We start from the raw sequence: 18,592 nt of genomic DNA, 5'->3' as shown, positions 1-18,592 counted from the left end.
TTTGTGGCTTCAAAATTTAAAAGATCTATGTGAGCTGTGGGTTTTATTGTGAGTTTCCAAACGCTAGGCTAAAAATTAGTTTTGGCCACAACTTTGGAACCTCATGCCCTCTTCCTTTCAAACTGCCACAGAATTGCTTGCTGAACTCCGGTCTGGATCTCTCTCTGCTATAGAGCTGATGCAAAACACCTTAGACCGGATTGCTGAAGTGAACCCGGAACTGAATGCCATTGTTTCGTTGCGTGATCGTGATGCGCTGATGGCAGAGGCCAAGGCGGCTGATCTGGCAAAGACGCGGGGCGCGCTGCATGGCTTGCCTATGGCCGTCAAGGATCTCTCTAATGTTGCTGGGATTCGAACCACACATGGGTCGCCAATGATGGCGGATTTCATTCCCCAAACGGATGACTTGATGGTGGCGCGGATGCGTCAGGCAGGGGCTATTTTCATTGGCAAAACCAATACACCCGAATTTGGGCTGGGGTCACACACGTTCAATCCGGTGCATGGGGCAACGTGTAATCCCTATGATCTGACCAAAAGCTGCGGTGGATCATCCGGTGGTGCTGCGGTTGCTTTGGCGTCAGGGATGCTGGCCCTTGCGGATGGCTCTGACATGATGGGCAGCCTGCGAAACCCGGCGGGATGGACCAATACATATGGGTTTCGGCCCAGCTGGGGCAGGGTGCCAGCTGAACCCTCCGGCGACCTGTACCTGCACCGGTTGTCGACCTGCGGGCCAATGGCGCGTTGTCCCGAAGATATCGCATTGCTGTTGGACGTGATGGCCGGGCCTGATCCACGTATACCACTGGCGCGCACTGCAGAAACTATGATGCCGTTACCGGAAGCACGCCCCAAACGGATTGGCTGGCTTGGGGACTGGGGGGGCGCAATGCCCATGGAATCAGGGATACTTCAGCAATGTGAAACAGCGCTAAAGGTCTTCGAGGAACTCGGTCACGTGGTCGAACCCGTTGCTCCGCCATTCTCGGCTGAGCGGATCTGGGAGTCCTGGGTAACCCTGCGATCATTTGCCGTCGCCGCCGGGTTAAAGGCGCACGAAGACACCAAGCACGCGCTGAAAGACACAGCCATCTGGGAGTTGGAACGTGGCCAGGCTATGAGTGGCACGCAAATTCAGCTGGCTTCGGAGGCGCGATCGGACTGGCACCGGGCAGCGGTTCAGTTGTTTGAGACCTATGACGCGCTGATACTCCCGACTGCTCAATGCTGGCCGTTTGATGTTGGTTTGGATTATCCACGACAAATTTCGGGCGTAGAAATGGACACCTATCACCGTTGGATGCAGGTTGTGCTGCCGGTCAGCCTGTTGGGGCTTCCCAGTCTTGCGGCCCCAGCTGGGTTTGGAGAGAACGGATTGCCGATAGGCATCCAGATCTTTGGAGCCCTTGGCCAGGATCGTGAAATTCTGTCCCTTGGAAACGCCTATCATGGGGCGACTGGCTGGCCAGATAGAAAGCCACCCACCCTGTAAGCAGGCTAGGAAGGCGTCTTTGGGAGGAGACATTAATGACTACAACGAAGACATTTGGCGTACCGCGGTTGCGGATGATGACCCCTGCAATCTTACGCCAGGCGTTGCGTCTTGGGTGGGCCGACTATCGGAGCAGGCCAGAACTTGGTCTAATGTTTTCAGCGCTTTATGTTTTGGCGGGTTGGGTCATGGTTTGGATTACGCAAGTTACAGGCACGACCTACTGGTTGGTGCTTGCGGCTATCGGTTTCCCGCTGATCGGCCCGTTTGCTGCTGTTGGGCTGTACGAGGTTTCGCATCGCTTAGAACAGGGTCAGTCCAAAGATATCAAAGCCGTCTTTCGCGCTGTTCTGCAGCAAGGCAGTCGCCAGTTGCCATCGGTATGTGCCATTATCGTTGTGGTCTTTTTGTTCTGGTTTTTCTTAGGGCATATGATTTTTGCTCTGTTTTTGGGCCTGTCACCAATGACCAATGTGTCGTCTTCGCTGGACGTGTTCCTGACGACCAATGGGTTGGTGATGCTGGCCGTGGGCAGCGTAGTGGGAGCGCTGTTTGCTCTGCTTTTGTTTATGATCACGGTGCTGTCTCTGCCGCTGTTGCTCGATCGTGAAGTGGATTTTGTCACCGCCATGATCACAAGTTTCCAATATGTCAGTCAGAACTTTGTTCTGATGATCGGCTGGGCGATTTTTATCGCGCTAACCACTTTTACCGCAATGCTGCCAGGTTTTGTCGGGCTGCTTCTGGTTATTCCACTTTTGGGGCACGCCAGTTGGCATGTTTATAGACTGATTGTCATTGTTGATGAGGAATAACCGGGGGCTGTTCATTCCTCCCGTCCGAGCTTGACCAGCCTATTGCGAAGATGTTCCGAGTTGCGGTGGCCGAGGTCCAGTGCATAAATGTAAGCTTGGGTCAGGTAGAACGCTGACGCATCTTGGTGTGAGGCCGCGTTGGCGGCCTCGGTGTAGAGATCGACCAGAGATGAAGTGTCATTCTTATCATGGGCGGCCAGGAGTCTTGTCTCTAGGGTGATCATTCGGAAAGCTTGGTCTGTGTCCGGTGGATTTGTACCTGTTCTGCGACCCAGCTATGGAACAGATGTGTTGGTCCATCCATGGCAGGGGAGAAACGTCCTCCGTCAAACCCTGGGGCGTTGCGCCCGCGTTGCATGCCCTCAACCACAAACACATCTTCTGCAAACACCTCTTTCCACTGCGCTGTATTGCGGGCGCGGAGAGCCGCGTCGCTTTGGTCAGCTGCATAATAGATGTGGATATTCTCGATTGTTTTGGCGGGTCCATCCGGGAGCAGGACAATTACAAAGGCGTGGTCGCGGTGTACTCCCATCAAGACATTTGGGTAAACTGCTATGTATTCGGCTGCCTTGTCCCAGGCATCATTTAAGCCAACAAAATCGGGAAACCTCGTGCCATCGCTGGCCTGAATCTGACGATAGACCAACGTACCCTGGCCCGAGAACGATCCGGGGTGCTCGATGTGGTAGTGATCCTCTAATCGGGAGTAGCTGTTGAGCCCGGGGTGAACCCAAGGCAGGTGATAACTTTCACAGTAGTTTTCGACAGCCAGTTTCCAGTTGCAATCCAGTTTCAACTGAAACCGGCTATCCTCACCTCCATGAAACAGGGGAACGTCAAATTCAGCCCAACGGGAAATCACGTCTTTCATAGCCGCATCAAAAGGTGGAGCATCACCGGAGATGTTGATCCAGACAACATCACGCCAGATATGGCTGCGCACTTCGATCAGGCCCAGCAAGGCGCGGTCAATCCCATCATGAGTGTTCTGTCCCGGCCCACCAACATGTGGGGTGCTGACCAATTTACCTTCGGTGGAATAACACCAGCTGTGATATGGGCATCGGATTGCACCCTCAATCTTGCGGGGAGCCTCGACCAAAATCATTCCCCGATGGCGGCAGGTGTTTTGAAACACCCGAACTGTGCCCTGACGATCCCGGATCAGCAACAGAGGGATGTCCATAAACGTGACGGGCACTGCATCACCTGGTTCTGCCACATCAGCAGCAACCGCAAGACCGCTCCATTGGGTCAATAGCAAGGCCTGCTTTTCTTCGGTAAAGACGGCAGCATCGTTATAGTGGGCATTCGGCAGACCCTGAGCCTGTTGGATAGGCAGGTTCACGGGCGACAGATCAGTAACGGGCATTGAGGTTCCTCGCTCTTGCTATCATTCCCTGATAGTGAGCTGGAGATCTTTGTCCGTCTGTTTCGCGACCAGACTTTTCTCAAGGCGACATGCTGTACCGATTGGCGGTGTCGTCAGCTGAACGGGTCACCGACTTGCAACAAACGACGATGGAATGGCGTCAAATTGGATTCTTCAATAAATCCTGAGCTACGGGCAGCAGTTAGGATCTCCGACCACTTGTGTCCCAGATGTTCGTAAATCATTCGGGTTGCTCTGGTCCCATTCGGCCCTTCGCGAACTGTACGTGTAACATAGCCAACCCAGAAGTTATTTTCGAGCGAAGCGACCCGGGCCAGATAGTTGAATGAGCATGTAAGAGCCCCCCGGCGCGCGATGATCAAGGCAACACCATCGTCCTGGCGGGTTGCATAGCCCCTAAACTCGCGGGTTTTGGCGTCAGTGGATAACCCCTGGTGGTGCATGGCATCCTTGGCTTCAAACCCTTTGACATATGTAACGCCGTCCTCACGAAATACATATGACAAGCCGATCAGGTATCGGCTTTCCCTAACAAAACTTCGTCGCAAAAACCGGTAAATACCTGAAGGAAAATTGTCTTCCGTCAGCGTGCTGACACCCTGGCCCAAAAATTCATTTAGGACTGAGCCGTTTAGGATCTGCCCTTTGGTATTGATAGTGTTGACTGGGTCTAACAAGATACGGGCGTCCACATCGAAAAATGAACATATCCGATCAAGTACATCTGGTCTCGGAAAGCTCTCGCCTGAAAGATATCGATTGAATTGGGTCCTGTTGATGCCCAGTCGTCTCGAGAGTTCTGATATCGATGGATAGGCTTTGGCCAAGTGGCGAAGATTAGCACCAAACATATTGCGTAACTCTGCCGGGGTACGGGTTTCCTTTGTCATGAGATGCGGACCTTGGGTTTGTTCAGTTCAATAGTCGGCTGCTATTTGAAGTCGCCATAAGGAATTTAGAATAAAATCGATATACGTGACGCGAATTGGCATCACTGCTGACGCCATGAAGTATCAAAATGCTACTGTGTCCGACACAAATTGCAAGGCCCAGACGCGGAATTAACCATGTTTGAACGCTTCGAATTGGCTCAGAATTAGAGAGTGGTCAGAAAAGAGGTATGACATGAATGGTGTGGTACTGTGGAGCGATGTTCGGCAACATAAAGCCGTCATCTGGTGTGAGGATCAAGGTGACCTTGCTTTCTACTCTCAAAAACAACCTTGGTCTTCGATGGATCTGCATGAAGGGGATTTGGTCTGTTTTGACCTAACCTTGCAGCACAAGACACGTTTAGCGGTAAACCCCCAAGTTCTGGAAGAAGCCGCCTGCGCTGGATTGGCGCAGCGTCTGACTGTGGCTGGGCCTATCAAACCAAACCGTGAACAGCCTGCGTCTGACCTACCTGTAAGTGCGCAGGTGATTCCTTTTGAAGGAAGTCGACGCAGAAACGGCGCGAATGCATGTCGCGCCGTCAGAGAGCGTAGTGGCGGTTAACTTAGTCGCCGCGCAGGAGGGCAGCAACGCCAGTCCGGGCGACCTCAACTAAGCCCAACGGGCGCATCAGATCGGCAAAGGCATCAATTTTGTCAGGTGCGCCTGTGATTTCGAAAATGAAGCTGTTCAAGGTGCTGTCTACGACGTTGGCCCGGAAGATGTCAGCCAATCGCAGTGCTTCGACCCGCTTCTCGCCCTCACCAGCCACTTTGAAGATAGCCAGTTCGCGTTCAACGGCCGGGCCTTCGACTGTTAGATCATGTACGTCGTGAACCGGAATGATCCGACCCAGCTGTGCCTTTATCTGTTCTATTACCTGGGGCGTACCTTTGGTGACAATGGTGATGCGGGACAGATGTCCAGTGTGGTCGACTTCGGCGACGGTCAGGCTTTCGATGTTGTATCCACGACCCGAGAACAACCCGATGACACGGGCTAGAACACCAGGTTCATTCTCGACGAGCACAGCCAGTGTGTGCCGCTCCTGAACGTCCGAAAATGTTGGACGTAGGTTATAGGCAGAATGGCGGGTCGAGCCTTTTTTGATATGTAGGGCAGACATTTAAAGTCCCTTTCGGTTCCGGTTGACCTGGTTAGCTAAAGCAACCAGGCCATGTTCTTGAATGAGAGCGAATTGTTCAGACCAGCACTGCGCCGCCGGCTTGAATTGCACCTTCGGTGTCGGCTTCGCCCAGCAGCATTTCATTGTGCGCCTTGCCTGATGGTATCATCGGGAAACAGTTTTCATGTTTGGTGACCAGGCAGTCGAAGACAACCGGTCCGTCATGCTCAATCATTTCCATGATCGCATCATCCAGATCAGCAGGATCGGAGCAGATGATGCCTTTTGCACCAAAGGCCTCTGCCAGTTTTACAAAGTCTGGCAATGCTTCGGACCAGGACTGCGAGTAGCGCGATCCATGCAGCAGTTCCTGCCACTGACGGACCATTCCCAGACGTTCATTGTTCAGGATGAACTGTTTCACGGGCAGTTTGTATTGTGCAGCCGTTCCCAGTTCCTGCATGTTCATCAGCCAGCTGGCTTCGCCGGCGACATTGACCACCAGAGCATCCGGATGTGCCATCTGAACCCCGATTGAGGCTGGGAAACCATAGCCCATGGTGCCAAGGCCACCGGATGTCATCCAGCGGTTCGGATCTTCAAAATTTAGGAACTGTGCCGCCCACATCTGGTGTTGGCCGACCTCAGTGGTGATGTAGCGATCGTACTTCTTGGTCAATGCTTCGAGACGGGAAAGTGCGTACTGAGGTTTGATGACCTTTTTGTCGTCAGCAAATTTCAAGCAATCTACCTTGCGCCATTCATTGATTTGCCGAGTCCAGGATACCAGAGCCTCGGCATTGGTTTTGCGGCCACGCGACTTCCAGATTTTCAACATGTCTTCAAGGACATGACCAACGTCACCTACGATAGGGATGTCTACGCGGATGACCTTGTTGATCGAAGATGGATCAATGTCGATATGCGCCTTGGTTGAATTGGGCGAGAAGGACGAAAGCACCCCGGTGATCCGGTCATCAAACCGGGCACCGACGTTGATCATCAGATCACAGCCATGCATCGCCATGTTGGCCTCGTACAAACCATGCATGCCAAGCATTCCGAGCCAATGCTTGCCCGATGCCGGATATGCGCCAAGTCCCATCAGAGTTGATGTGATTGGGATGCCGGTGGCATCGACCAATTCGCGCAGCAATTGGCTGGCCGCAGGACCAGAGTTGATGACCCCTCCGCCGGTGTAAAATACAGGGCGCTCGGCTTTCTCCAGAGCTGCAACCAGTTCGGTAATCGATTCCAAGTCACCTTTGACAGGTGGTTGGTAATGCGACGCAGATGGTTTGGGTATGGTATAGGAACCTGTTGCGAATTGAACATCTTTTGGAATGTCAACGAGAACGGGACCGGGACGGCCCGAGGTCGCAACGTGGAATGCCTCATGCAGCACTCCGGACAGTTCATCAGTGTCCTTCACCAGCCAGTTGTGTTTGGTACAGGGCCGGGTGATGCCAACGGTATCTGCTTCCTGAAAGGCATCAGAGCCAATCATGAACGTTGGCACCTGACCGGTGAGAACAATGATCGGAATTGAATCAAGCAGCGCATCGGTCAATCCGGTCACTGCGTTGGTTGCACCAGGTCCCGATGTCACCAAGACAACACCGGGCTTGCCGGTCGAACGGGCATAGCCTTCGGCCGCATGTACGGCGCCTTGCTCGTGGCGGACCAGAATGTGCTGAATATCATTTTGCTGAAAAATAGCGTCATAGATTGGTAGGACGGCACCACCAGGATATCCAAATACTGTGTCTACACCCTGATCTTTAAGGGTCTGAATAACCATATCTGCGCCGGTCATCTCACGTGTCATCTGCTTTGCTCCATTGGCGACATTCGTCTTGTGCATAAAAAAAGCCCCCGATTTTTTGTCGGAGGCGCATGGGTTCGAATATGGTTTACCGTTACCGGCCCATGCGCTTGGTTCCTAAAATGACGACTAGGGTGGTCATGCCACTTGCTCCATTATGCGTTCTAGCGGACATTATGTGGGGCGAGCGAGGTCGTCAACAGGCAATCGGGTCGTTATTAGGGTGAATTTTGACATTTTATTGCGCGCAGAGGTTTGCTTGCGAAATAAATGCCAAAACAACCAGGGCTTCAGAGGCAAAGACAACGTATTTGCGCAATTCAGAGAGTCTAAAGCTGTGAGCTATGCGTTGATCTTACATCCCAGCGCCGGTGCCCTGCAGGACACCGTGTTCAAGCGCATAGCGCGTTAGTCCAGCAGTTGAGCTAATCCCGAGCTTGCGTTTGATGTTCTTGCGATGGGTTTCGACAGTGCGGACAGATATATCGAGCACATGAGCAACTTCTTTGTTGGACTTACCCTGTGCAAGCTCCAACAGGATGGTTTGTTCACGCGTGGTTAGCGCTTCGCGGGTGCTCCCACCTTTGGGTTCCAGGGAACCTTTGGCGCCGGTGCACAGGTATTTGCTTCCCATCATAACGGAATCGATCGCCAGCTTGATTTCATCCGTAGGGACGTCTTTTAGAATGTACCCCATGGCACCATGGCTAAGCGCGCTGGAAATATACTCTGGGCTGTCATGCATCGTCAGGATCACAATGCGGGTGGCGGGTGCCCGTTCCAAAAGGATCTCTGTGGCACTGAGGCCGCCAAGGTCCGGCATGTTCAGATCCATTAGAATCACGTCGGGCGCCAGATCTGCAGCTCGTTCTACCGCTTCACGACCGTTGTTCAGTGTTCCAACGACCTCGATATCATCATAGCTTTCAAGAATGGATTGGATGCCCTCGGCGACCATAGGATGGTCATCAACAATCAGCACACGGATTAATCTGGTCATTAGCTTCCCCAAAAGCAAACGGCGCGGTTCTGGCACCCATGGCTCAGGTGCTAGTACACCTGCTTAGCCTCGGCCTTACCGTCAGGTGGCAGCAGGTGACTCAAGGGCAGGCGGGCTTCAATCACCGTTCCGCCTTGGGTGCCACGTGATGACAGAATGCGTAGGGTGCCGTCAAGTTGTTCGATCCGCTCCTGCATGTTGCGCAATCCAATTCCAGATCCCGCCCGGTCCTGGCGTGTCGGTAAACCACAGCCATTGTCGGTAACGCGGAGCGTGGCGCCCTTGGCGTGGCCGCGCAAATCGACCGAAACATGGTTGGCGCCAGAATGTCGTTCAATATTGGTCAGGGCTTCCTGAGCAATGCGATACAGCGCAATTTTGCTGTCTTGATCCAGCCGGTTCCGAAACACGACTGTGTTGAATTCGGTGTCGATGCCGGTGCGAACTGCAAAGTCATCTGTCAGTGCCTTGAGGGCAGGGCCAAGACCAAGGTCGTCGAGAACGCCGGGACGGAGATCGCGACTTATCCTGCGAACTTCTGAGATGGCGGTGCCCAGATTGCTCAATCCCTTATCCAACGGGGCCTGTGCTTTGTCATGGTCGCCGCGGGCCATGCGACGACGGGCATTGTCTAGCGCGAAGCGGACACCAACAAGTATCTGGCTAATGCCGTCATGTAGTTCACGTGCCACCCGGCCACGTTCTTCTTCCTGTGCGTCAAAAACCCGTTGGGTCAACTCTTTCAACTTGGCATCCGCCAAACGCCGTTCACGAATATTCAGCAACATACCTGAAGCAAAGACCACTAGTAGAGATGTTAACGCAATGGCACCGATATAGACAAATGTACGCTGGACCCGCGCCTCAACTTCAGCTCGGGCTGTAGCGACGGAGGCCAAAACGTCATCAATAAACACGCCAGTTCCAACCGCCCAACCCCAGTCTTGCAACCCTACAACATAGGCCACCATCTGAGCGGTCTCGCCGGTTGAAGGTTTTTGCCACATGAAGCTATGCCAGCCGGCGCCTTTGCGGGCCAAGCGAATGAATTCGTCAACAACCGGTATTCCGTTACTGTCTTTTAGTCCTGACCAGTTCTGATTGATGAATTCAGTCTGGCGCGGGCTTACCAGATTGGTGCCGTCATAATCATAGACAAAGAAAAAACCATCAGTTCCATAGATCATCGACGACAGGATTTGCGCGACTTGAGTCTTCGCGGCTTCATCATTTGGTTGGGCCCGACCGTAGATAAAGGAAAAGCCGTTGCGCGCCTGAGTAACATAATTGCGGAGTTCAGCTTTCTTGGCCTCGAGCAGTTGATGCTCAAGCGCCTGTATTTCGCGTTCGGCCAGAGCTCGCGACTGAAACGCCACCAAAACCGCAATGGCAGTCAGCGCCAGGATCAATGGCAATGTGGCCAACAGCGACAGCTTTTGTGCGTAATTCGGACGGAAAATTGGGCGTAATAGGCGCATGAGACGAATCGATAAGCAATTAGGACCGAAATTCAAAGCCCTCTGATGCTCTTGCGTGTGAAATCTACTCAGTGCGCAGGAGGGAGGACAGAAAATTGCGCGAAAACCGGTGAAATCCATCGAAAAACACTCGGGTCTACGCAGTACTAGGTATTCACATCCACTTCGCCGGGGCTAGTCTATCGCCACTTGTATCGATCCGTCCGGCCTTTGGGCCAGGACAATCCGAATTTCTGGGAGGAATAACACTATGGATCGTCGTTCATTTCTAAGAACATCCGCGCTTGGCGGAACCGCAGCTGCCGCCACTACATTGGCTGCGCCAGCCTATGCAACAGGCAAGCGCACCCTGACTATGGTTACATCTTGGGGCCGTGGTCTGGCTGGCGTTTTTGACGCCGCTCAGCACGTGGCAGACAACATCACTACCATGTCCGATGGCGAATTGACCGTCGACATCAAAGCAGCCGGCGAGCTGGTTGGTGCATTCGAAGTCTTCGACGCCGTTTCCTCGGGTCAGGCTGACATGTATCACGCTGCTGACTACTATTTCACTGGCCAGCACCCTGGTTACCAGTATTTCACAGCAGCTCCATTCGGTATGACACCGCAGGAACTGGTGAACTGGTACTATCACGGCGAAGGCATGGGCCTGCACGATGAACTGGGTCAGATCTTTGGTCTGAAATCCTTCATCGCAGGTAACACCGGCCCACAGGCTGGCGGCTGGTTCCATAAGGAAATCAACGGTCCAGAAGACTTTAACGGTCTGAAGTTCCGTATGCCTGGTCTGGGCGGCAAAGCCCTGGGTAAACTGGGCGCGTCGGTTCAGAACATTCCAGGTTCCGAAGTGTACCAGGCTCTGTCCTCGGGTGCGATCGACGGAACTGAGTGGATTGGTCCATGGGCTGATGAAAAAGCTGGTTTCCAGGAAATCACCAAGACCTATTACACGTCTGGCTTCCACGAGCCAGGTGCGGCCCTGTCACTGGCAACCAACCGTGACGTGTTCGACAGCCTGTCACCTGCGCACCAGAAGATCATCGAAGTTGCGTCCGGCGACACACACCAGTGGAACCTGGCACAGTTCATGAACAACAACGGTGCGGCGTTGCAGCGTCTGCAGTCCGGTGGTGTGAAGACACTGGAATTCCCTGACTCTGTTTGGGATGCGTTTGGTAAAGCTTCCAAGGACACTCTGGACGAGTTCATGGATGACGAATTGTTCGCCAAGATCCGCAACAGCGTCGAAACTTCTATGAAGTCTTCCTCGAGCTGGCTGACCAAGTCGGAAGGCGCATATCGTGCGCAGCGCGACCGCGTATTGGGCTAATTCGCCTGATTGAAACCACTAGGATCCTCCGCCGTCGCGGGGGATCCTTTTACTAATTGCAGTAGACAGATCGGCCTGCCGGCCTGATCATCGCTGGCAATCATCCGGGGGCAATATGCAAGAAGAGAGTAGCATCTCCTTGGCAGAGATATTTGGGGGGCTCTTCGACGGGCTCTGGTGGCTTGTGCAGAACATCGGCATGGCCTTTTACAACTTGGGCTATGCGATCAGCCATCCACAACTTTGGCTGGACTGGGTGTTCTGGACCGGGACAACCGAAGAAAAACAATCCGTCATGCGCTTTGTTTACTATGGCGGTTCGGTCGAGCTCTTCTTTGTGGCTTTTGCGGCCTTTTTGGTGCTGACCGCGATTGGGTTGTACTACCGCAACTTCATGTGGGGCATGGTGCGCGGGTTAGAAGGGTTCGCCAATACGCTGGGGCGCTTCTTCGCCTGGGCCGGTTTGCTGATGGTTCTTCAGCAGATCATCATTGTGTTCATGCAACGTGTGTTTACGCGGCCAGACATGAGCTTTGGCTTTGGCATTCCACTGCAAATGGACATCAGCTGGTTTGCTGAGGAGCTGAAGCTGTACAACGCCATGGTTGTTTGCCTTTGCGCGACTTACACCTTTGTTCAGGGCGGACATGTGCGTGTTGATCTGATCTACGCTGGTGTTAGTTTCCGGACCAAGAAGGTGATCGACATGATTGGTTCGATGATCTTCATGATGCCTACGGCCGTGCTGATCTGGATGTATGGCTGGTTCTTTATGTGGCGGCACCTGATCGTACCAAAGCCATCGGCCAGTGATGCGCTGGATCGGTTGATCATGAAATCTCGTGCACTGAGATGGAACGTTGAAACCATCGGGTTTAGCCCAAACGGGTTTAACGGGTATTTCCTGTTTAAAATCTTGTTGGTGGCTTTTGCCGGCATGCTGTTCCTGCACGCGATCGCCTTTTTCTACCGCTCTTTCCTTGAGTTCGTAGAAGGTCAAGGCAGCGAAAATAAATACCTCGACAAGGACAGCCTTGGTGAGGGTGAAGAAGCCTATGAAGGCGCTCATTAACTTAAAGGACATCGGATATGGGATTCGGTCTTGATGGCGTCGAAGTCGGCTTGCTCATCGTGTTTTTCTGCCTCTTCGGAGGCATCTTGTCTGGTTTCCCGGTGGCCTTTGCCATTGCGGGGGCTGGTATCATTTCATTCGGTATTATTGCCTCGCTCGATTCAGCTGGATTGCTGATCCATCAGGCGATTGATACCTCATCTCAAGCCTATACCGACCTGATCAATTCGGGTGTTCGGGCTGACGTGGTCTCGGTATTTCGATACCCAGACCTGCCGCGCATAGGCGAGTCCGTCTTTCCCAACGGTTGGGAATTTGCGATGGACCGCAATATTTCGTTCATCGTTAACCGTATGAATGAACGGGTGCTGGCGGGGGCTTCGATCGAGACGTTGCTGGCGGTGTTGATGTTTGTTCTGATGGGGATCACCCTGGAGCGTTCTAAGATTGCCAACGATCTGCTGACCACAATGGCACGGGTATTTGGCCCTCTGCCTGGCGGTTTGGCAGTGTCGATTGTGGTTGTGGGGGCTTTCCTTGCCGCTTCAACCGGCATCGTAGGGGCCACGGTGGTTACTATGGGCCTGCTTGCGCTTCCAACTATGCTGAAGAACAATTATTCGCCAGAACTTGCGACAGGTGTGATTGCTGCCTCGGGCACACTGGGACAGATTATCCCACCGTCGATTGTGATTGTTTTGCTGGGTACACTGGCTGGAGACCTTTATTCCACAGCGCAAGAAACGCGCGCGATGGAAGCCGGGTGTTCGGATGCGCTGACCTATCTGGGTGAACCGGCTGTTGTTTCAGTTGGTACGCTGTTCCAGGCAGCGCTGTTGCCGGGCATCATGTTGGCACTGCTCTATGCGCTTTACGCGTTTGGCTATGCGATGCTGAACCCGGACAAGGCACCAGCGGTGGCGATGTCTGACAGCAGCAATGAGCCAATTACGCGGGCTGAAGGATTGACATGGTTCTTAGCGGCACCAATCGGTCTCATCGGTGGCGCGGTCCTACTTGGTTCAGTTGGGCTGATTGGTAGCCAGGATATCACGGTTTCGTCGTTTTCAGATATTGGCAAAACAGCATCATTGCGTACCAGTGTTGGTGCGGAGTGCCAGGCATCTATGATCGAACTGCACGGGCAGGAGACTTGGAACCTTGCAGTATCCGAACAGGCGGCAATCGATGAAGCCGGTGGCGTTACTGAAAGCACCCGTTTGAGCGACGAAGATTTGGCGGCGGCCAAGGCAGCTAAGATTGCTGCGGCAGCGCCCATCGGCACTGGTCTGACCGTTCTGATGGTGCTGATGGCACTGATCTTGGTTATTGGTCGCGGTGTGTCTCCGTCGAGCGATCCCAAACCGCTGATCTTGGGTGCCATTGGTGTGTTGCTGATCGCGCTGGTGGATGCTGTGAGAATTGCGCCCACAACCTCGCCAGGTTGGACCGTTATCATGATTGCAGGTCCAGCATTGCTGGCTCTGTATGGATGCCGAGAAGCAGCAGCCCGTTGTGCTCGCAACGATCTGATCCGGGTGGTTTTCCCACCGCTGGTTCTGATCGTGGCAGTGCTGGGCTCGATCCTCGGTGGTATTACCAACCCAACGCCCGCTGCGGCACTGGGTGCAGGTGGTGCCATTATGCTGGCGGCCTATCGCAAGCTGCAGGACGAAGGTCGTTCGGGCAAGATTATCATCTGGTCAACATTCGCAGTGATGATCAGTATCCTGATCGGGGTAAATTTTGACCTGCGGATCAATCAGTCCAATGTCAGCTTTGAGACCTGGGTGGCCTTTGCTTTCGCATATGCAGCTTATCTCTATGCGTTGTTCGGGTTGTTGTTTGGCTGTTGGGTCCTGTTCAAAGGCGGGGTGCTGTCACCGATCGTACGGGAAACCGCCAAGGTGACCTCGATGGTGTTCACCATCCTGATCGGCTCGCAGCTGTTGAACCTGGTGGTGATCTCTTTTGGGGGTGAGCACTATATCCAGCAGTTCCTGAAGAGTTTCGACAATGAGCTGACGGTCTTCCTGATCGTGATGCTGGTCCTGTTCTTCCTTGGGTTTGTGCTGGATTTCCTCGAGATCATTTACATCGTGATCCCAATTGTAGGTCCAATTATCTATGGCGGATCATTTGATCCCAAATGGGTAACTATCATGATTGCGGTGAACCTGCAGACCTCGTTCCTGACACCGCCATTTGGCTTTGCGCTGTTCTATTTGCGTGGCGTGGCGCCTAAGGAAGTCACCACAGGGCACATCTACCGCGGCGTGATCCCGTTTGTATTGATCCAGGTGGCCGGGCTTGCACTGTTGTGGTTCGTCCCATCAATCGTGACCATTGTTCCGGCGTTGATCGGCAACTGAATGGTCTGAGATCAGATGTTTCCATATAGATTTGCAAGGGGCCCTTCGGGGCCCCTTTCTGTTTAAGGGCTTTAGTGTAGGGGCGCTGCCCCCGTCGCGGCGAGCCGCGACTCCCCCGGGATATTTTGTGCTAGATGAAGTGAACGGGGGGCGGCAAGCAAGCTGTCTTGCCCAGTACAGATAGGTCAGGAAATAGGTGGTTATGCCAGTTGGAGAAGATCCCAGCGGTTGCCAAATGGGTCCTGCCAGACCGCCACAGTGCCGTAGGGCTCGTGGCGGGGAGATTCTTCGAAGTGGACGCCCTTTGCCAGCATTGCAGCGTGGTCCTGAGTAAAATTTTTGGTGTGGAGGAACAGGCCAACCCGACCGCCAAACTGATTGCCTATCGCGGCTATTTGTTGTTCGTTACTTGCACGAGCTAGAATTATGCTGCCCTGACGTGCCCCTGGTGGCAGAATTCTGACCCAGCGTTTGCGGCCCTGATCTATATCTTCAGCCAATTGAAATCCAAGTGTTCCGCAATAGAACTCTATCGCAACGTCATAATCGGGTACCAGTAAAGAAAAAGCGTAGAGGTTTTGCATCAGCTGCTATGTGCGCGCCGGTCGGGAAGATTGATGTTGGACACTTGTTCGGCAATAGGGTCAGTCGACAGAGGGTGCAGGTTGGCTTCAAAAGATGCGGCATCCTGCATTGGCTGCCAACTGCCGCCGCTATAGACCTCAAGCCCGGTAAAGCTGGCTTTGTAGCTCATCTTGGGGCTGCCTGGGACCCAATACCCCAAGTAAACATAGGGCAGGCCAGCTTCGCGGGCAATTTCTATGTGATCCAGGATCATGTAGGTGCCAAGCGAATTTCTGGGCAGATCGGGGGTGTAGAAGGAATACACCATACTTAGCCCGTCTTCGAGCACATCAGTGAGGGAAACGGCTGTCAGTTCATCCTGTGTGGTGTCACTATATTCCACAACACGGCTACGGATCGGGGTTTCCTCTACCATCGCGGCAAATTCAAACACATCCATGTCGGCCATACCGCCATCAGCATGGCGACTGTCGAGATAGCGCCGAAACAAGGCATATTGATCTTCGGTTGCCCAGGGTGAAGTGGCACGCCGTTTGAGGTGAGTATTGCGCTTCAGAGTGCGCTTTTGGCTGCGGGTTAATGTGAAATCTGAAATATTGATCCGCGCAGACAAGCAGGCCGAACATTCAGCACAGGATGGCCGGTACAAAACATTTTGGGAGCGCCGGAACCCTTGTTGTGACAGGCTGTTGTTCAGCTGCTCAGCATCATCTCCCTGCAACGCAGTGAACAATTTCCGCTCCATCCTGTCCGCCAAATAGGGGCAGGGCTGCGGAGCAGTTACGTAAAACTGCGGTGCAATAGGAAGCGTGTGGCGCATAAGGGTCCGGGGATGGTTTCACTATCTGTATCGGAATGATAACAACCCTCTGCCCAGCCGCCAAGTGGGCATGTGAGATAAGGTTTCAGACTCGTTTATTCAAAGCCACGGTGCCCAGAAACGCATCAGTAAGACCTTGCCCACGTGAGGATGTCAGCATCATCACAATCGAGATCACCTGCAGAAGTGGCATCATCAGTGAAATCGAGTAGCCGGAGGTGTGGAAAACAGCCAGACGTAGATCAAAACGGTGGCCGGACAGATCGCGCAATTCAATCCCAGAAAAGCGCATGCCCCATGTCGCGGAATCATTGGCGAGCGTTACCACCCGGTATGCAAAGCCGAGAACCAGGAACAAGATAGGCCAGAAGAAGAAACCAACAAATACCGTTGCAAGAGACACGCCGAAACACAGCAAAGTGATGATAATGCTGTCTATAACCCAGGCCAACAGGCGTTTACTAGCCACCGCTTGATAGAATTGCGGTTGATAATCGGGATCGGGTAAGGCGGTCATGGTTTGAAAATCCTATGTTGGAAATTCCCCCGCCCAATTAGGGCAGGGGAGAGGTGCTGGCAATCAAGTGTCTTTTGAAGAGTTCACTGGGTCAGTTTCGGTCCCAGCAACTTTTGCGCGATCATCCATGAAGTCATCAAATTCGGCTTTGTCTTTGGCATCGCGAAGACGTTGTAGGAAAGATTCAAAGTCGCTTTGCTCTTGCTCCAAGCGCCTCAGAGTATCCTCTTTATAGGCGTCGAAGGCGCTGTTGCCTGTTGAAGACATTGCGTGACGCGACCATGATTTGCGGCGCGACATGTTACGGCAGGATGATGCAAACATCTTTTTGCTCCAGGTCATGTAAAACAGAAGGGCCAGGCCAATTGGCCAAAAGAATACAAAGCCTAAAACCATGGCAGCAATCCAGGCACCTTTGCCCTTACTGTCGAGCCAAGACTCGCTTTTTGAAAACCATCCCTGCTCGCTGATCGGCGGGGGGGCTGTGTCGGTATAAGTGGTCATGGACTGTCTCCCTTGGTATGAGTAATGTAAATTCCGTTTACATGATCTATATTGGGACCAAGGAAGATCATTGCAAGGCTTCATGTAAATCTTTTTTACATTAATGCCGAGTTGGGAATTTACCTATTTAGGCCAAATGGTTATCACCAGTGGCGCGGGTTGTAGCCGGACAGACTTTCTTGCACGGATGGACAGAGAAAGTTGCAGCAACTTGTTTTTGGGTTTTAGGGCATCCTAGCGGCAGTTTTGACGGAGGTCACGCTCAGAGCGTTGGAAGTTCTTCCATATTTCAAAACGCGATTGCCCAACCTTTCCAAACGCTGAACACCGGGCGGTGATCTGAGGCGTCGTCGGGGCTCAGATTTGAACGGCACGGCATCGGCTTTTTGGGACAGAGATAATTGCAGTAACCTGTCGGGAAGCGGTCAAACCGTTCAAAGTGTCGGTTTGAACGCGTCTTTAAACGGCCTTTAAACGGTCTTTGAACGCCGCTGTCGCGAAGCATCGAAGGCGGGATGAAGTCCTGAATGAGAGACCAAGGGGGGCAGGCGATTGAAGTCTCAGCGGGCAGCGACCTTGTTCGCGTCAGCCCTCAGCCAATTGCGTACTGCCACATCGGTCACGCAGAGTTTGCGGGCGATCTGAACCGTTAACAAACCCTGGGATTTATACGCCAGTGTCCGCCACTTTTTGGCCAAAGGGACGCGAAGTTGCAGCCGGTGAGATATTTCCGTCAACGCCTTAGCCTTGTCATACCCCACCACAGCAACGATGCTGGAGCGGGTTCCGGGGTTGGCTGCAATATAGATTTCGGTGCCACCGAAGGCCTCTAAAAACCGGAGAGTGTCGTCCAGGCCCAGGACCTCGAAATAAGGTTCAACTTGGGCCGTTGGTTTTGGATGGGGCAGGTCGGGAGGGATCATCACGTGGCCTTATCAACAAGTGTTCAAGGTCACGGTACTTGCGAGAGAAAGTGTGCAGCAGCCCAGCCGTTGCCGCCTGGTCATCGGACAAGACCAAGGCATTCAGCTAGATAAAGTTGGTCAGTGGAACAGCGACCATACCGCCATATTTTCAGCGGGGCTAAACCGCAGACACCCATAGCTATTTGCGGAAGCGGCGCCGTAAACCGGGGTACAGAGCTTACCTTCCGGGATGCACAGAATTCGCTCCAAAAGCCAGCTCTAGTTTGGCATGCCGGGTCAGGGTGGTTGCTTGCGCGGTCCAAATGGCGTGCCTTCGATCTGTTCTCATCTCGCCTGCGGACCTTGCCATCATTACTGTCGTTGATCCAACTGGAGTAACGGTCCAAAGCCGC

The 18,592-nt window shown here is 53.2% G+C and carries 18 protein-coding genes; 6 read left to right on the top strand and 12 right to left on the bottom strand.

The window, feature by feature from the left end:
• The first annotated feature begins 103 nt into the window (after positions 1-103).
• Both FEE96_RS12425 and FEE96_RS12420 read left to right on the top strand, forming a co-directional pair.
• The gene (locus FEE96_RS12425) at positions 104-1,498 is read left to right on the top strand and encodes an amidase (protein ID WP_138163383.1); all 1,395 of its coding nucleotides are present in this window, start codon (positions 104-106) and stop codon (positions 1,496-1,498) included.
• 35 nt (positions 1,499-1,533) lie between these two features.
• Positions 1,534-2,313, top strand: coding sequence for a DUF2189 domain-containing protein (locus FEE96_RS12420; RefSeq protein WP_138163382.1), 780 nt, complete (start codon positions 1,534-1,536; stop codon positions 2,311-2,313).
• Between the two features lie 11 nt (positions 2,314-2,324).
• On the opposite strand, the gene FEE96_RS12415 is transcribed toward FEE96_RS12420, so the two are convergent.
• The 3 genes from FEE96_RS12415 to FEE96_RS12405 all read right to left on the bottom strand — a co-directional run bounded on the left by FEE96_RS12415 (position 2,325) and on the right by FEE96_RS12405 (position 4,599).
• Complete coding sequence (locus tag FEE96_RS12415) at positions 2,325-2,537, bottom strand: hypothetical protein (protein ID WP_171021694.1); 213 nt, start codon at positions 2,535-2,537, stop codon at positions 2,325-2,327.
• A complete protein-coding gene (locus FEE96_RS12410; RefSeq protein WP_138163381.1) occupies positions 2,534-3,688 on the bottom strand; it encodes an aromatic ring-hydroxylating oxygenase subunit alpha in 1,155 nt (384 codons plus the stop codon). Before FEE96_RS12410 ends, FEE96_RS12415 begins: the two co-directional genes overlap by 4 nt.
• A gap of 113 nt (positions 3,689-3,801) precedes the next feature.
• On the bottom strand, positions 3,802-4,599 hold the full coding sequence (locus FEE96_RS12405; RefSeq protein WP_138163379.1) for a helix-turn-helix domain-containing protein: 798 nt from the start codon (positions 4,597-4,599) through the stop codon (positions 3,802-3,804).
• Positions 4,600-4,834: 235 nt separating this feature from the next.
• On the opposite strand from FEE96_RS12405, the gene FEE96_RS12400 reads away from it, so the two are divergent.
• Positions 4,835-5,206, top strand: coding sequence for a hypothetical protein (locus FEE96_RS12400; protein ID WP_138163377.1), 372 nt, complete (start codon positions 4,835-4,837; stop codon positions 5,204-5,206).
• 1 nt (position 5,207) lies between these two features.
• Here the strand turns inward: FEE96_RS12400 and ilvN are convergent, their stop codons facing one another.
• From ilvN to FEE96_RS12380, 4 genes are all read right to left on the bottom strand, one after another.
• Positions 5,208-5,768: an acetolactate synthase small subunit gene (gene ilvN, locus FEE96_RS12395; RefSeq protein ID WP_138163375.1), complete on the bottom strand. Its 561-nt coding sequence runs from the start codon at positions 5,766-5,768 to the stop codon at positions 5,208-5,210.
• 76 nt (positions 5,769-5,844) lie between these two features.
• On the bottom strand, positions 5,845-7,596 hold the full coding sequence (locus FEE96_RS12390; protein WP_138163431.1) for an acetolactate synthase 3 large subunit: 1,752 nt from the start codon (positions 7,594-7,596) through the stop codon (positions 5,845-5,847).
• Positions 7,597-7,948: 352 nt separating this feature from the next.
• A complete protein-coding gene (locus FEE96_RS12385) occupies positions 7,949-8,593 on the bottom strand; it encodes a response regulator transcription factor (protein WP_138163374.1) in 645 nt (214 codons plus the stop codon).
• Positions 8,594-8,643: 50 nt separating this feature from the next.
• On the bottom strand, positions 8,644-10,071 hold the full coding sequence (locus FEE96_RS12380) for a cache domain-containing protein (RefSeq protein WP_138163372.1): 1,428 nt from the start codon (positions 10,069-10,071) through the stop codon (positions 8,644-8,646).
• Between the two features lie 250 nt (positions 10,072-10,321).
• Between FEE96_RS12380 and FEE96_RS12375 the strand changes: the two genes are divergently transcribed.
• From FEE96_RS12375 to FEE96_RS12365, 3 genes are all read left to right on the top strand, one after another.
• On the top strand, positions 10,322-11,404 hold the full coding sequence (locus tag FEE96_RS12375) for a TRAP transporter substrate-binding protein (protein WP_138163370.1): 1,083 nt from the start codon (positions 10,322-10,324) through the stop codon (positions 11,402-11,404).
• Positions 11,405-11,519: 115 nt separating this feature from the next.
• Positions 11,520-12,476, top strand: a complete 957-nt coding sequence (locus FEE96_RS12370; protein WP_138163368.1) for a TRAP transporter small permease subunit — start codon at positions 11,520-11,522, stop codon at positions 12,474-12,476.
• A gap of 17 nt (positions 12,477-12,493) precedes the next feature.
• Positions 12,494-14,848, top strand: coding sequence for a TRAP transporter large permease (locus tag FEE96_RS12365; protein WP_138163367.1), 2,355 nt, complete (start codon positions 12,494-12,496; stop codon positions 14,846-14,848).
• Positions 14,849-15,048: 200 nt separating this feature from the next.
• Here the strand turns inward: FEE96_RS12365 and FEE96_RS12360 are convergent, their stop codons facing one another.
• From FEE96_RS12360 to FEE96_RS12340, 5 genes are all read right to left on the bottom strand, one after another.
• Entirely contained in the window at positions 15,049-15,432 is a 384-nt protein-coding gene (locus tag FEE96_RS12360) for a VOC family protein (protein WP_138163365.1), read from the bottom strand.
• The gene (locus tag FEE96_RS12355; protein WP_138163363.1) at positions 15,432-16,253 is read right to left on the bottom strand and encodes an arginyltransferase; all 822 of its coding nucleotides are present in this window, start codon (positions 16,251-16,253) and stop codon (positions 15,432-15,434) included. Before FEE96_RS12355 ends, FEE96_RS12360 begins: the two co-directional genes overlap by 1 nt.
• Before the next feature lie 85 nt (positions 16,254-16,338).
• Positions 16,339-16,770 carry an RDD family protein gene (locus tag FEE96_RS12350; RefSeq protein ID WP_138163361.1) on the bottom strand — a complete coding sequence of 144 codons (432 nt, stop codon included), beginning with the start codon at positions 16,768-16,770 and terminating at the stop codon, positions 16,339-16,341.
• Between the two features lie 63 nt (positions 16,771-16,833).
• Positions 16,834-17,274, bottom strand: coding sequence for a DUF2852 domain-containing protein (locus tag FEE96_RS12345; protein ID WP_138163360.1), 441 nt, complete (start codon positions 17,272-17,274; stop codon positions 16,834-16,836).
• Positions 17,275-17,834: 560 nt separating this feature from the next.
• Positions 17,835-18,197: a helix-turn-helix domain-containing protein gene (locus FEE96_RS12340; protein WP_138163358.1), complete on the bottom strand. Its 363-nt coding sequence runs from the start codon at positions 18,195-18,197 to the stop codon at positions 17,835-17,837.
• Positions 18,198-18,592 lie beyond the last annotated feature (395 nt).

This window comes from Parasedimentitalea maritima (assembly GCF_005771405.1).
Taxonomy (GTDB): Bacteria; Pseudomonadota; Alphaproteobacteria; order Rhodobacterales; family Rhodobacteraceae; genus Parasedimentitalea; species Parasedimentitalea maritima.
This window is presented reverse-complemented; position numbering and strand designations above follow the sequence as displayed.